Annotated in this window: 13 protein-coding genes; 5 read left to right on the forward strand and 8 right to left on the reverse strand. The window is 73.8% G+C overall.

Translation table 11 applies throughout. The features are described 5' to 3' along the window. Positions 1 to 15 precede the first annotated feature (15 nt). The 5 genes from ACH4UK_RS04080 to ACH4UK_RS04100 all read right to left on the reverse strand — a co-directional run bounded on the left by ACH4UK_RS04080 (position 16) and on the right by ACH4UK_RS04100 (position 7,039). The gene (locus tag ACH4UK_RS04080; protein WP_398354403.1) at positions 16 to 1,107 is read right to left on the reverse strand and encodes an RNA polymerase sigma factor; all 1,092 of its coding nucleotides are present in this window, start codon (positions 1,105 to 1,107) and stop codon (positions 16 to 18) included. A gap of 210 nt (positions 1,108 to 1,317) precedes the next feature. Then, positions 1,318 to 3,240: a DNA primase gene (gene dnaG, locus ACH4UK_RS04085; protein WP_398354404.1), complete on the reverse strand. Its 1,923-nt coding sequence runs from the start codon at positions 3,238 to 3,240 to the stop codon at positions 1,318 to 1,320. Between the two features lie 92 nt (positions 3,241 to 3,332). After that, on the reverse strand, positions 3,333 to 4,592 hold the full coding sequence (locus tag ACH4UK_RS04090; protein WP_398354405.1) for an NAD(P)/FAD-dependent oxidoreductase: 1,260 nt from the start codon (positions 4,590 to 4,592) through the stop codon (positions 3,333 to 3,335). Between the two features lie 125 nt (positions 4,593 to 4,717). Continuing rightward, on the reverse strand, positions 4,718 to 6,058 hold the full coding sequence (locus tag ACH4UK_RS04095; RefSeq protein WP_398354406.1) for a deoxyguanosinetriphosphate triphosphohydrolase: 1,341 nt from the start codon (positions 6,056 to 6,058) through the stop codon (positions 4,718 to 4,720). Positions 6,059 to 6,112: 54 nt separating this feature from the next. Next, entirely contained in the window at positions 6,113 to 7,039 is a 927-nt protein-coding gene (locus ACH4UK_RS04100; protein WP_398354407.1) for a sirohydrochlorin chelatase, read from the reverse strand. Between the two features lie 448 nt (positions 7,040 to 7,487). Between ACH4UK_RS04100 and ACH4UK_RS04105 the strand changes: the two genes are divergently transcribed. Next, a complete protein-coding gene (locus tag ACH4UK_RS04105; protein ID WP_398354930.1) occupies positions 7,488 to 8,234 on the forward strand; it encodes a vancomycin high temperature exclusion protein in 747 nt (248 codons plus the stop codon). Positions 8,235 to 8,299: 65 nt separating this feature from the next. Here ACH4UK_RS04105 and ACH4UK_RS04110 read toward each other — a convergent pair whose 3' ends face one another. The 3 genes from ACH4UK_RS04110 to ACH4UK_RS04120 all read right to left on the reverse strand — a co-directional run bounded on the left by ACH4UK_RS04110 (position 8,300) and on the right by ACH4UK_RS04120 (position 9,857). After that, the gene (locus ACH4UK_RS04110) at positions 8,300 to 8,800 is read right to left on the reverse strand and encodes a gamma-glutamylcyclotransferase family protein (RefSeq protein WP_398354408.1); all 501 of its coding nucleotides are present in this window, start codon (positions 8,798 to 8,800) and stop codon (positions 8,300 to 8,302) included. 8 nt (positions 8,801 to 8,808) lie between these two features. Beyond that, entirely contained in the window at positions 8,809 to 9,150 is a 342-nt protein-coding gene (gene cutA, locus ACH4UK_RS04115; RefSeq protein ID WP_398354409.1) for a divalent-cation tolerance protein CutA, read from the reverse strand. Positions 9,151 to 9,221: 71 nt separating this feature from the next. Beyond that, positions 9,222 to 9,857 carry an NADPH-dependent FMN reductase gene (locus tag ACH4UK_RS04120; protein ID WP_398354410.1) on the reverse strand — a complete coding sequence of 212 codons (636 nt, stop codon included), beginning with the start codon at positions 9,855 to 9,857 and terminating at the stop codon, positions 9,222 to 9,224. 96 nt (positions 9,858 to 9,953) lie between these two features. Between ACH4UK_RS04120 and ACH4UK_RS04125 the strand changes: the two genes are divergently transcribed. The 4 genes from ACH4UK_RS04125 (at position 9,954) to ACH4UK_RS04140 (ending at position 12,937) form a co-directional block, all read left to right on the forward strand. Next, on the forward strand, positions 9,954 to 10,766 hold the full coding sequence (locus tag ACH4UK_RS04125; protein WP_398354411.1) for an aminotransferase class IV family protein: 813 nt from the start codon (positions 9,954 to 9,956) through the stop codon (positions 10,764 to 10,766). A 56-nt stretch (positions 10,767 to 10,822) separates the two neighbouring features. Beyond that, entirely contained in the window at positions 10,823 to 11,293 is a 471-nt protein-coding gene (locus tag ACH4UK_RS04130) for a DUF5990 family protein (protein WP_398354412.1), read from the forward strand. A gap of 383 nt (positions 11,294 to 11,676) precedes the next feature. Next, a complete protein-coding gene (locus ACH4UK_RS04135; protein WP_398354413.1) occupies positions 11,677 to 12,222 on the forward strand; it encodes a hypothetical protein in 546 nt (181 codons plus the stop codon). Between the two features lie 82 nt (positions 12,223 to 12,304). Beyond that, positions 12,305 to 12,937, forward strand: coding sequence for a class F sortase (locus tag ACH4UK_RS04140; RefSeq protein WP_398354414.1), 633 nt, complete (start codon positions 12,305 to 12,307; stop codon positions 12,935 to 12,937). Position 12,938 lies beyond the last annotated feature (1 nt).

Here is a 12,938-nt window from a genome sequence, read left to right on the forward strand (position 1 = left end):
CACCGGTCGGCCGGATCAGTCGAGGTAGCCGCGGAGTTGGTCGGCGAAGGCGTGGTCCCGCAGCCTGCTGAGGGTCTTGGACTCGATCTGGCGGATGCGTTCGCGTGTCACGCCGAAGATCCGGCCGATCTCCTCCAGGGTGCGGGGCCGCCCGTCTTCCAGGCCGTACCGCAGTTGTACGACCTTGCGTTCGCGTTCGCCGAGGGTGGAGAGCACCGCCTCCAGGTGTTCGCGCAGCAGCAGGAAGGCGGCGGACTCGACGGGTGAGGTGGCGTCGCCGTCCTCGATGAGGTCGCCGAAGGAGACGTCGTCCTCCTCGCCGACGGGGGCGTGCAGGGAGACCGGCTCCTGGGCCAGGCGGAGGACTTCGGTGACCCGCTCGGGCGTCAGGTCGAGTTCGCCGGCGACGTCCTCGGCGCTGGGTTCGACGCCGCGTTCCTGGAGCTGCCGGCGCTGGACCCGCACCACGCGGTTGATCAGTTCCACGACATGGACCGGGACCCGGATGGTGCGGGCCTGGTCGGCCAGCGCGCGGGACATGGCCTGGCGGATCCACCAGGTCGCGTACGTGGAGAACTTGTAGCCCCGGGCGTAGTCGAACTTCTCCACGGCCCGGATCAGTCCGAGGTTGCCCTCCTGGACCAGGTCGAGCATGGTCAGCCCGCGGCCCACATAGCGCTTGGCGACGGAGACGACGAGGCGGAGGTTGGCCTCGATGAGGCGGCGTTTGGCCGTGCGGCCCATGACGACCAGCCGGTCCAGGTCCCCGGCGAGGCGGGAGTCGAGGTCCGGGGTGCCGGCGAGGCGTTCCTCGGCGAAGAGCCCGGCCTCGACGCGGCGGGCGAGTTCGACCTCCTCGGCGGCGGTGAGGAGCCGGATGCGGCCGATCTCGCGCAGATACTGCCGGAACAGGTCGGAGGTGGGGCCGCCGGAGTCCGCGCGGTTCCGCGGCTCCGGGGGGTCCGGGAGGTGCGTTGCTTCCACCATGACTGCCTCGGGTGCGTGTCCGGGCGGGCCGGCTGGGGTCTCCGGGTGGTGCAGGGCCCTGTTCTGCGCCGGGATGGCCGCGATGGGCTCGGTCGTGGTCGTCACGGTCCGGGTCTGCACGGGGGCGACCTCCAGGTGATCGCTGCCGGATGACGGGGGTGGAGGTCTGTCCGGGCCCCCGGGGGTGTCCTCCCGGCGGACCGGCGCGCTCCGATGACTCAGAGACCCCAGTGTGGGGTACGACACACGACTGTCACGAGGGGCGTGCGGTGACTTTTTGATTCCGGTCGGTCACCGGGCGACTACCGGCCCTGCCGGGGCACGGGTGGTTCAGAGCGCGGCGGCGCCATGGGCGCGCAGGGACTGGGCGTACTGCTGGAGCACCCAGACCTCGTTCTGCGCGGCGGCCAGATCCTGGGGGGCCACGTGGCTGCCGAGGCGGGCGAGGCTGCCCTGGACGTCGTTGATGCGGCGGTCCACGGCGCGCAGCCGGACCTGGACGAGCTGCATGCCCGCGTAGGTCTCGTCGATGGACTTGCCGTGGAACACCTCGACGGCCAGCTCGGTGACGAGGCTGCGGACGGTGTCGTCGGGGGCGGCGTCCATGACGGCGACCAGATACTCGCGGTTGTCGGCGAGACCCTGCTCGGCGCCGCCCGCCTCCTCGACGCACCGGCGCACGGCGGCGTACGGCGGGGCGGTGAACTCGTCCATGCCGTACGCGTCGAAGGCCGGGGAGACCAGGGCGGGCTTCTGGAGGGCTAGCTTGAGGAGCTCGCGCTCGGTGCGGTGGGCGGGGCTGCGGAGGTTGAGCGCGGGGCCGGAGAAGCCGGGGGCGGTGGCCGTCTGCTGCGGGGCTCCCCCGCGGATGCCCGAGGGTCCGCCCCGCCGGCCGCCGCGCTCCCCGTGGTCGCCGCCCTTGTCGCGGGCCCAGCGGGCGAGCTGGGCGACGCGGTGGACGACGAACTCCTGGTCGAGGATGCCGACGAACCCGGCGAGCTGGACGGCGACCTCGCGCTGCACGCTGCTCGTCTTGATCTTGGCGACGACGGCGGCGGCCTCGTCGAGGGCCGCGGCGCGGCCGGCCGGGGTCTCCAGGTCGTACCGGCCGACGATCTGGCGCAGGGCGAACTCGAAGAGCGGGGTGCGCGGCTCGACCAGGTCGCGTACGGAGTCGTCGCCCTTGGCGAGCCGCAGGTCGCAGGGGTCCATGCCGTCCGGGGCGATGGCGATGTAGGTCTCGGCGGCGAACTTCTGGTCGTCCTCGAAGGCGCGCAGGGCGGCCTTCTGGCCGGCCGAGTCGCCGTCGAAGGTGAAGATCACGCGGGCGCTGCCGTTGTCCATCAGGAGGCGGCGCAGGATCTTGATGTGGTCGTTGCCGAAGGCGGTGCCGCAGGTGGCGATGGCGGTGGTGACGCCGGCGAGGTGGCAGGCCATGACGTCGGTGTAGCCCTCGACGACGACCGCGCGGCTGGCCTTGGCGATGTCCTTCTTGGCGAGGTCGATGCCGTACAGCACCTGGGACTTCTTGTAGACCGGGGTCTCGGGGGTGTTGAGGTACTTCGGGCCGTTGTCGTCGTCGCGCAGCTTGCGGGCGCCGAAGCCGACGATCTCGCCGGCGGTGTCGCTGATCGGCCACATCAGCCGGCCGCGGAAGCGGTCGATGGGGCCCCGGCGGCCGTCCTGGGAGAGGCCGGAGGTGATCAGCTCCTTGTCGCTGAAGCCCTTGCCGCGCAGATAGCGGGTGAGGTGGTCCCAGCCGGCCGGGCTGTAGCCGACGCGGAAGTGGGTGGCGGCGTCCTGGTCGAAGCCGCGCTCGGCGAGGAACTTCCGGCCGATCTCGGCCTCGGGGCTCTCCAGTGCGCGGACGTAGAACTCGGCGGCGGCCTGGTGGGCCTCGATCAGCCGGATCCGTTCGCCGCGCTGGTGGGAGGGGTTGTAGCCGCCCTCCTCGTACCGCAGGGTGATGCCCGCCTTGGCGGCGAGGCGCTCGACCGTCTCCGAGAAGGAGAGGTGGTCGATCTTCATCACGAAGGCGATCGTGTCGCCGCCCTCCTGGCAGCCGAAGCAGTGGAACAGGCCCTTGCCGGGACTGACCTGGAAGGAGGGGGACTTCTCGTCGTGGAAGGGGCAGAGGCCCTTGAGGTTTCCGCCGCCCGCGTTGCGCAGCTGAAGGTATTCGGACACGACGGAGTCGATCGGGACCGCGTCCCGTACCGCCTTCACGTCGTCGTCATTGATCCTGCCAGCCACGTGTGAAGTCTACGGGTGGACTCAGACAGTCGGATCCGGGGCAAGGGCCGCTCCGGGGCGCGGGCGGTGCCGCCCGCGCCCCGGAGCCGTCCTCAGAGCAGGGAGTCCAGCGGGACCGACGGGTCGCCGAGGGCTTCCGGGTCGTGCTGCTGACGGGCCCGGATGAGCTCCTGGATCGTTTCGGTGACATCCCACACGTTGACGTTCATCCCGGCGAGGACGCGGCGGTCCTTCAGCCAGAACGCGATGAACTCCCGCTTCCCGGCGTCGCCCCGGATGATCACCTCGTCGTAGGAGCCGGGCGGGGCCCAGCCGGAGTATTCCAGGCCCAGGTCGTACTGGTCGGAGAAGAAGTACGGGACGCGGTCGTACGTCACGTCCTGGCCGAGCATGGCGCGGGCGGCGGCCGGTCCGCCGTTCAGGGCGTTCGCCCAGTGCTCGACGCGCAGCCGGGTGCCGAGCAGCGGGTGGGCGGCGGCGGCGACGTCGCCGGCCGCGTAGATGTGCGGGTCGGAGGTGCGCAGCGAGGCGTCCACCGCGATGCCGCCGCCGTGGGCGCGCTCGGCCATCTCCAGTCCGGCGGCCTCGGCGAGGGCGGAGCGCGGGGCCGCGCCGATCGCGGCGAGGACGTCGTGGGCGGGGTGCTCCTCGCCGTCGTCGGTGCGGGCGGCGAACACCATGCCGTCCTGGCCGGTGATCTCGGTGAGCCGGGCGCCGAAGTGGAAGCGGACGCCGTGCGCGCTGTGGAGTTCGGTGAAGATCTGGCCCAGCTCGGGGCCGATGACCTGGTGCAGCGGGGTGGGTTCGGCTTCGACGACGGTGACCTCGGCCCCGTAGCCGCGGGCGGCGGCGGCGACCTCCAGGCCGATCCAGCCGGCCCCGGCGATGACCAGGTGGCCGTTGTCGCGGCCGAGGGCGGCGAGCACGTTGCGCAGCCGGTCGGCGTGGGCGAGGCGGCGCAGGTGGTGGACGCCGGCCAGGTCGGTGCCGGGGACGTCCAGGCGGCGCGGTTCGGAGCCGGTGGCCAGCAGCAGCTTGTCGTAGTGGATGACGGTGTTGTCGCCGAGCTGCACGGTCTTGGCGTACCGGTCGAGCACGGTGACCGGCTGGCCGAGGTGCAGCTCGATGTCGGCGCCCGCGTACCAGGGGCGCTCGTGGGTGAAGACGCTGTCCCGTTCGGCCTTGCCCTCCAGGTAGCCCTTGGAGAGCGGCGGTCGTTCGTAGGGGTGGTCGCGCTCGTCGCCGATGAGGATCACCCGGCCGGTGAACCCCTCGGCGCGCAGCGTTTCGGCCGCCTTCGCCCCTGCGAGTCCTGCTCCGACGATGACGAACGTCTGGTGTGCGTCGACCACTTGATGCCTCCTCAGTGCTGTGCTGCGCGGCGCCCCCAGCTGCGAGCGTCCCGCACGCAGCGTGATGACGAAAGAGGGAGTGCCCGGGACAGGTCACCCCCAGTGGTCAGGTTCCAGTCTGCCGGTCACCCGCGACGGGCGGTGAGCGCGGCGTGCAGGGATCGTGCGGAGGCGTCGGTGAGGGCGGCGATCTGGTCGACGAGGACGCGCTTGCGGGCGTGGTCGTCGGATGCCTGGTCGAACAGGGCGCGGAAGTGCGGTTCAAGGCCCTCGGGGGCGCGGGCGGTGAGGGCGGCGGCCAGCTCGGCGATGACGATGCGCTGGTCGGCGCGGATGGCCTCCTGTTCGGCGCGCTGCATCACGTACCGGTCGGCCACCGCCTTGAGCACCGCGCACTCGTGGCGGACGGCGCGCGGGACGACCAGCTCGGCGGCGTACCGGCCGAGGCGGCCGGGGCCGTACACCGCGCGGGTGGCGGTCTCGGCCTCCGTGCAGAAGCGGCCGATGAGCTGGCTGGTGGCGTCCTTGAGGCGGGCCTGGGCCACGGCGGAGCCGTCGTAGCCGTGCGGCCACCAGTCCTGGTCGATCAGCCGGTCCAGGGCCGCGGACAACTCCTGCGGGTCGGTGCCGGCCGGGACGTAGCGGCCGATGGCGACCGCCCAGATCTCCTCGCGCTCCGGCTCGGCGTAGAGGCAGTTGGGGTCGATGTGTCCGGCGTGCAGCCCGTCCTCGAAGTCGTGGACGCTGTACGCCACGTCGTCGGACCAGTCCATGACCTGGGCCTCGAAGCAGGTGCGGTCCTCGGGCGCCCCCCTGCGGGCCCAGGCGAAGACCGGGAGGTCGTCGGCGTACACCCCGAACTTGGCCGAATGCGGGTCGGTCGGGTGGTCGCCGCGCGGCCAGGGGTACTTGGTGGCGGCGTCCAGGGCGGCCCGGGTCAGGTTGAGGCCGACGCTGACCAGGTCGCCGGTGCGCGGGTCGCGGACGAAGCGCTTGGGCTCCAGGCGGGTCAGCAGGCGCAGCGACTGGGCGTTGCCCTCGAAGCCGCCGCAGTCGGAGGCGAAGTCGTTGAGCGCCTGTTCGCCGTTGTGGCCGAACGGCGGGTGGCCCATGTCGTGGGCCAGGCAGGCCGTCTCCACCAGGTCCGGGTCGCAGCCGAGGACCGCGCCGAGCTCGCGGCCGACCTGGGCGCACTCCAGGGAGTGGGTGAGCCGGGTGCGGGGGCTGGCGTCCCAGACGAGGGAGCGGGTGCCGGGCGTCACCACCTGGGTCTTCCCGGCGAGTCTGCGCAGGGCCGCGGAGTGCAGGACCCGGGCGCGGTCGCGCTGGAAGGCGGTGCGGCCGGGGCGCTTGTCCTCCTCGGTGTCGAAGCGCTCGGTGTCGGCGGACCGGTAGGGGCTCGCCCCCCATCCGCTCTGTACGCCGTGTGTCCGGTCTGCCCCGTGTGCGCCCTGTGTGCCGTCCATGGTCCCGACAGTAGCGACCGGGACGGACAACAGGGCGTGAGCGGGTCCGGGATGTCAGGCGGAAGCGAGCAGGGTCACCGCGTCGGAGGGGGCCTCGACAGACCGTGCCTGGTCGTAGCGGTGCAGCACCAGGCGGGCCAGCGCCGGGTGGGCGCCGAGCGGGGCGGCGGCCCGGCGCGGTGCGGCGTCGGCGGAGGCGCTCGCGAAGCGGCCGGGGGCGGTGAAGTACGAGGCGACGAGGGTCCGGTGGCGGCCCCGTGCGGCGAGCGCGCGCAGGGCGGCCGGGACGGTGGGCGTGGTGGCGGAGGCGTACGCGGGGACGACGGGGACCCCGAGGCGTTCGGCCAGCATGCGGGCGGTGCGCCGGGTGTCCTGGGCGGAGTCGGGGTCGCGGGACCCGGCGGCGGCGAGGACCACGGCGGCGCCCCGGCCGCCCTCGTCGGCGGGGTCCCAGCCGGCCTCGACGAGCCGCCCGTACAGGGCCTCGACGAGGAGGGGGTGCGGCCCGAGGGGTGCGGCGATCCGGGTGCGCACGTCGGGGGCGGCGGCCGCCCTGGCGGGCAGGTCGCGCTTGACGTGGTGGCCGCGTCCCAGGAGCAGCGGTACGAGGACGGCGTCGGCCCCGCGCAGGCCGTCCAGGGTGTCCGGGAGCAGCGGCCGGTTCAGTTCGATGTGGCCGAGCCGGACGTCGAGGCCGGGGCGCAGGTCGCGCACCCGGTCCAGGAGGGCCAGCACGGTGCGCAGGGCCTCCGGATCGCGGCTGCCGTGCGCTACGGCGACCAGGGACGGGGCGGGCGCGCCGCTCCGGTCGTGTGCGGGGCGGGCGGGCTTCCGGGTGCGGTGCATGGGCCTGCGGGTTCCGTTCCGGGAGACGAGGCTGAGCTGGGCGCCGAGCTGGACGCTGATGCGGGTGAGGAGGTGCGCGGTGGTGTCGGTCATCGGGGGCGACTGGGGAGGCTGTTCCGGGACCTGCTCCGTCATGGACCGATGGTGCCGGGCGGAGGTTGCCGGGCCGTTGCGCGAGGGTCACAGGCGTTTTCCGCGGCCTCACGGCCGGGGCGGGGGCGGTGTGCGTACGGTCTGCCGTCCGGTGCTGCGTCCGTCCGCCGGGGCCCGCCGTCCGGGCCGCCGTCCGGGCCCTCCGCCGGGGCCGGACGCCGGTGGCGGATGCCACAAACCGGGGCGGCCGGCGAACCTTTGCGGCTTGCCGGTCGTCAGGTGGGGTGGGGGGCACGGAGCGCATCCGGCGCGACGGACGGACGAATGACCGGGGGGACCTGTGCGCGGGAAGAGCGGGAAGACCGGGACGAGCGGGAAGAGACGGAAGGTGCTCGAGCGGCTGAAGAGGCTGCGGCGGACGATGCGGCCCGCCGCCCTACGCCTGCCGATGCGGCCCGCCATCCTGCGCCTGCCGCGTCGGCCCGCCATCCTGCGCCTGTCCGGCCGGCCCGCCATCCTGCGGCTGCCGCGTCGGCCCGCCGCCCTACGACTGCTCAGCCGGCCCGCCGCCCTGCGCCTGCCGCTTACCCGGCGGGTCCAACGGCGCCTGGTCCAGGGGCTGATGGTCGCCTGTGCGCTGGCCCTGGTGCCCGCGACCTGGATGCGGCTGGAGGCCGGCGACCGGGTGGGCACGACGGCCGGGGCTCCGGCGCGGGAGGTCGCCGTGGTGTTCGGCGCCGGGCTGTGGAAGGGCCGGCCGACCCCGTACCTCGCGCACCGGCTGGACGCGGCGGCCGAGCTGTACCGCACCGGGAAGGTGAAGGTCGTCCTGGTCACCGGGGACAACAGCCGGGTGGAGTACGACGAGCCGGACGCGATGCGCACGTATCTCACCGGGCGCGGGGTGCCCGACGAACGGATCGTGAGCGACTACGCCGGGTTCGACAGCTGGGACTCCTGCGTCCGGGCCAAGAAGATCTTCGGGGTCGACCGGGCGCTGCTGGTGAGCCAGGGCTTCCATATCCACCGGGTCGTCACGTTGTGCCGGTCCGCCGGGATCGACGCGTACGGGGTCGGGGTCGACGAACCACGGGACTCCACCTGGTACTACGGCGGGGTCCGGGAGCTGGCGGCCTCGGGCAAGGCGGCCCTGGACGCCCTGGTCCGTCCCGACCCGCGCTTCCTGGGGCCCGAGGAGCCGGGCGTGACGGAGGCGCTGGCCGCCGGGGCGCGCTGACGGGCTCCGGGGCGCGGGCCCGGCCGTTTGCGCCGGGCGGGTGAAGCCCCGGGACGGGGCAGGCCTCAGAGGCTGTCCCGTACGGGTTCGGTGATCCACCGCCCCTCGGGGATGAGGACGCCGCCGGTCCGCAGCGAGCGGGTGACGGCGGCCGCGGCGAGGTAGACCCAGGCCCGCACGGACTCCCCGGCGCCGGGGAGCTCGCCGTCCCGACCCGGCCGGTCGCCGGGGGCCGGCAGCTCGACCTCGCGGACCACGCGTTCGTACAGGTTGCGCGGGTGGCCGGGGGCGAGGAACTCCTCCAGGTGGTCCAGCAGCCCGAGGAGTTCCCCGTACACCCCGGGCGCGGCGACCAGCAGGGTGCCGTGGACGCGGCCGTGGCCCTCGATCGCGTACGGGTAGCCGGGGCCGTCGTAGAGCAGGGCCCGGGGCAGCACGGCCGGCCGCTCCCCCGCCGTACGGCCCCGGAGGAACAGGTCGTGGTTGGGTTCGCCGGGCAGCAGCGTCCCGTACACGAAGAAGGGCAGCTCGGCGGCGACGCGGTCGCCGGGGGCGGTCGTGGTCATGGCCGCCGTCACAGGGCTGCCGCGGACGCCGTCTCCGCCGTCACCCAAGCGAGGTAGCGGGCGCTGCCCCGGATCACCGGCAGGGCGATGATCTCCGCTGTGTCGTAGTCGTGCTCCCGCTGGAGGTGCGCCTCCAGCTCGTCGTAGCGCGCCGCCGTCGTCTTGAAGAGCACCTGCCACTCCTCGGTCGTCTCGATGGCGTTCTGCCACCGGTAGACGGAGGTGACGGGGGCGGAGATCTGCGCGCAGGCCGCCAGCCTGGCCTCCACCGCCGACCGGGCCAGGGCCTGGGCCTTGTCCTCGCTGTCGGTGGTGGTCAGTACGGTCAGCCATGCCGGCGGCGCTGTCATCGTCGGGTCTCCTCGTGTGCGGCGGGCTCCCTGCCCGTGGGCCTTCGATGCGATTGTCGGCCCACGGCGGGTCAGCCGCCGTACGGACGGAGATTTCTGGCGTCGCGCAGGGCGACGCCCCACCACACCAGCTGGTCCAGCAGCGCCTTGGCCGCCGCGTCGGCGGGGCCCGGGTCCAGGTGGCGTCCCGTGTCGTCGAAGAGGGCGCCCGCGTTGTGGAAGGACACGGTGTCCCGGACGGTGACGGTGTGCAGTTCGGCGAAGACCTGCCGGAGCTGTTCGACGGCCCGCAGCCCGCCGGAGATGCCGCCGTAGCTGACGAAGGCGACGGGCTTGGCCCGCCACTCCGCGCTGTGCCAGTCGACGAGGCTCTTCAGCGGCGCGGGGAACGAGTGGTTGTACTCGGGGGTGAGGACGACGAAGGCGTCGGCCGCCGCGAGCCGGGCGGAGACCGCGCCGATCCGCGCCGCGTCCTCGGGTCCGGGGTTGAAGGTGATCGCGGTGGGGAGAGCGGCCTCGGCGACGTCGACGAGTTCGGTCTCGATGCCGGGGTGGCCCGCCGCGCGGGCCAGGAACCATTCGGCGACGACGGGACCGAAGCGGCCGTCGCGGTTGCTGCCGAGGATGACGGCCACCTTGAGGGGCGTGGGCTCGGTGGGAGCGGTGGCGGGCTCGGTGGATGACGTGGGTGCGGCTGTGGTGTTCATGGGGCCGAGCTTTCCGCCTCAACCATGGTTGAGGTCAAGCGCGGTCACCCGGAGCCCGCCGGGCCCGGTTCCGGACGGCCCGCCTACGGTGGCCGCATGACGACGCACCCGCCGAGCACGCAGCTGCCCCACGTCGAGCTCGACGGCCGGCCGGCGACCGAGGAGACCCTGCGGGTCCCCGCCCTGTACGGCTTCGGCCACTTCACCGCCCTCCAGGTGAGGGGCGGTAGGGCGCGCGGGCTCGCACTGCATCTCGCCCGGCTGGACGCCGCGAACCGGGAGCTGTTCGAACAGCCGGTGGAGGGCGAGCGGGTGCGGGAGCTGATCCGGCACGCCCTGGCGGGCGCGGGGCTGCGGGACGCCTCGGTGCGGGTGAACGGCTACCAGCCGCCCGGCGCGACGCGCACGACCCTGATGGTGACGGTCCGGGAGCCCGCCGTCATGCCCTCCGGGGCGCGGAGCCTGATGTCGGTGCCGTACGCGCGCACGGCCCCGCACATCAAGCGGCCGGGCGAGTTCGGGCAGACGTACTACGGGCTGCTGGCGGAGCGGGCGGGGTTCGACGAGGCGCTGCTGACCCTGCCCGGCGGGGTGGTGGCCGAGGGCGCGGTCACCAACATCGGCTTCTGGGACGGGACCTCGGTGGTGTGGCCCGACGCCCCGGCGCTGGACGGCATCACCATGGTGCTGCTCGCGCGGGGACTGGAGGGGGCCGGGCGGCCGTCGGTGCGCCGCCCGGTGACGCTGGAGGGCCCGGACGGGGTGGGCCGCTACCGCGCCGCCTTCGTCTGCAACTCGCAGGGGATCGCACCGGTGCGGCGGATCGACGGCGTCGGGTTCGCGGTCGACGAGGAGCTGATGAAGGACCTGGGCACGGTGTACGCCTCCGCTCCGCAGGACATCGTGTGAGACCCCCGTACGGGAGGGCGGGGCCCGGCGGCCCGGCCGTGCCGGACCATGGGGGCATGCAGATCCATATCGAGGCCTCAGCCCTCCCCGGCCGCAGCTGCGGCCCGGACAGCGACTTCCCCGGGTTCGAGAACATCCACGTCGGCGTCCAGCGCAAGGACCGGCCGGGCGAGCTGCTCGGCCCGCGCCCCGGGGACGCCCCCTCCGCCTCGTGGACCCTCGACTGCACGGCTGCCCCGGGGGCGGACGGGATCGAGGTGTCGGGGCCCTACGTCCAGAACCGGCTGGGCGGGCGGTTCGTCTATCTGTCGTGGGGCACGGTGGACGACGCCGGGCTCTTCACCATGTTCCGGCGCGCCAAGCTGATGTTCGGCGACATCGGCCCGGACGTCCTCGAAGCCGCCGCGCGCTCCGGGCATCTCACCGGGCGGCTCGGGCTCACCGACGCCAAGGGGCAGCCGCTGTGCGGCCGGGTGCGGCCGCCGCAGATCATCTGGAGCGCCACGGGCGGCGCGGGCGGGGCGTGACCGCCACGCGCGGCGGGCCGGAGGCGGATCCGACACCGCCCCCACCGGAACCAGGGGGGAGTGGTCCGGTGAGGGCGGGTGCCGTGGGGGGCGGGGATCCGTCCCGTGGGGGGTGTCTTGCGTGTGCCCGGGGTCCGCGAGGTCATTCATGTGACCTGCGTCACACCTGAGGTCCGGGCCTCACCCGATCGGCACCCGGGGCGACAGCACGGACCGAACGGCCCAGCCGCACCGCCATGACCTGCGGTGATCCATTCCGGCAAGGGTGCCGCGCCGGTCCGTACGGGTGAAAGCTGACCCGACGTCAGAAGGCGTGGCGGGCCGCGCCCCCGTTGGCTCGGGGCAGGACACACCCGCTCGTGCCGTCTGCCCGGAGGATCCCCATGCGCAGTCCTGCCCGCCTCGTGACCGGCGCCGTCGGCGCCGCGTTCACCGTCATCGCGTTCGGTCTCACCGCCGCCGCTCCGTCCGCGTACGCGGGTGACTTCGGCCGTCTGGAGATCACCCCGTCGACGGCGGCCCCCGGCGCCACCGTCACCGTGAACACCACCGCCTGCGGGCCCAAGGGCTCGGGCATCGGGGACGCGAACTCCCTGGACGCCGGGGACTTCGAGGTACGCCCCGGCACCCACAAGGAGGTCGTGGTCGGCCAGTTCACCGTGCCGCACGACACCCGGCCCGGCACCTACGAGATCGTCGTCTCCTGTGACAACGGCAAGGACGCGGTCGGCGACCTCAAGGTGATCGGCGGCGGCAAGCACGACAAGCCCATCCACGACCGCCCGATCGGCCATGTGCGGACCGGGGTCGGCGGCAGCGTCGAACCGAACTCCACCCAGGTCGCGCTCGGCGTCGGTGTGATCGGCCTGGCCGCCGTCGGCGGGCTGTGGCTGCTGCGCCGCCGCTCCGAGGGCGCCGAAGGAAGCTGAACCGCCGCTTCCCCCCTGACCGGGCGGGGCGCGTCCCCGAGCGCGCCCCGCCCGCCCCGGACCACCGATCGAGGACGACGCCGTGTCCCAGAGCGCGCAGAAGGCCAAGGGCTGGCTGGTGGGCATCGCCGTGCTGTGCGGGATCTGGCTCGTCCAGAACGGCCCCGGCGGCCAGCTGATCCCGCCGCAGCCCTCCAGCGCCCAGGCCTTCGCCGCCGGGCCCCAGCTCCAGCCCGGCTCCCCGGTCGCCGAGCCGCTGAACCCCTCCGAGCCGGTCCGCATCCGCATCCCGAGTATCGAGGTGGACGCGCCGATGACCCGGCTGGGGCTGGCCGCCGACGGCAGTCTCGACGTACCGCCGGACGAGGACCGCAACCTCGCGGGCTGGTACGAGGACGGCGTCCCGCCCGGCGCGCGGGGCACCGCGATCGTCGCGGGGCACGTGGACAACGCGAAGGGCCCGTCCGTCTTCTACGCCCTGGGGGCCCTGACCAAGGGCACCAGGGTCGAGGTGGTCCGCAAGGACGGGCGCACGGCCGTGTTCTCGATCGACGCGATCGAGGTCTACGACAACGACGACTTCCCCGACCAGCGGGTCTACGGCGACTCGCCGCACGCCTCGCTCCGGCTGATCACCTGCGGCGGCGGCTTCTCCCAGGAGACCGGCTACCAGGGCAACGTGGTGGCGTACGCCCACCTCACCGACGTGCGCTGAC

The sequence above is a fragment of the Streptomyces sp. NPDC020884 genome, assembly GCF_044333935.1.
Taxonomy (GTDB): domain Bacteria; phylum Actinomycetota; class Actinomycetes; order Streptomycetales; family Streptomycetaceae; genus Streptomyces.

Coding starts and splice junctions, on each gene's coding strand:
- ACH4UK_RS04095 (WP_398354406.1), bottom strand. CDS start 6,058: ATGGACGGCACACAGGGCGCACACGGGGCAGACCGGACACACGGCGTA.
- ACH4UK_RS04100 (WP_398354407.1), bottom strand. CDS start 7,039: ATGACGGAGCAGGTCCCGGAACAGCCTCCCCAGTCGCCCCCGATGACC.
- ACH4UK_RS04110 (WP_398354408.1), bottom strand. CDS start 8,800: ATGACCACGACCGCCCCCGGCGACCGCGTCGCCGCCGAGCTGCCCTTC.
- cutA (WP_398354409.1), bottom strand. CDS start 9,150: ATGACAGCGCCGCCGGCATGGCTGACCGTACTGACCACCACCGACAGC.
- ACH4UK_RS04120 (WP_398354410.1), bottom strand. CDS start 9,857: ATGAACACCACAGCCGCACCCACGTCATCCACCGAGCCCGCCACCGCT.
- ACH4UK_RS04125 (WP_398354411.1), top strand. CDS start 9,954: ATGACGACGCACCCGCCGAGCACGCAGCTGCCCCACGTCGAGCTCGAC.
- ACH4UK_RS04130 (WP_398354412.1), top strand. CDS start 10,823: ATGCAGATCCATATCGAGGCCTCAGCCCTCCCCGGCCGCAGCTGCGGC.
- ACH4UK_RS04135 (WP_398354413.1), top strand. CDS start 11,677: ATGCGCAGTCCTGCCCGCCTCGTGACCGGCGCCGTCGGCGCCGCGTTC.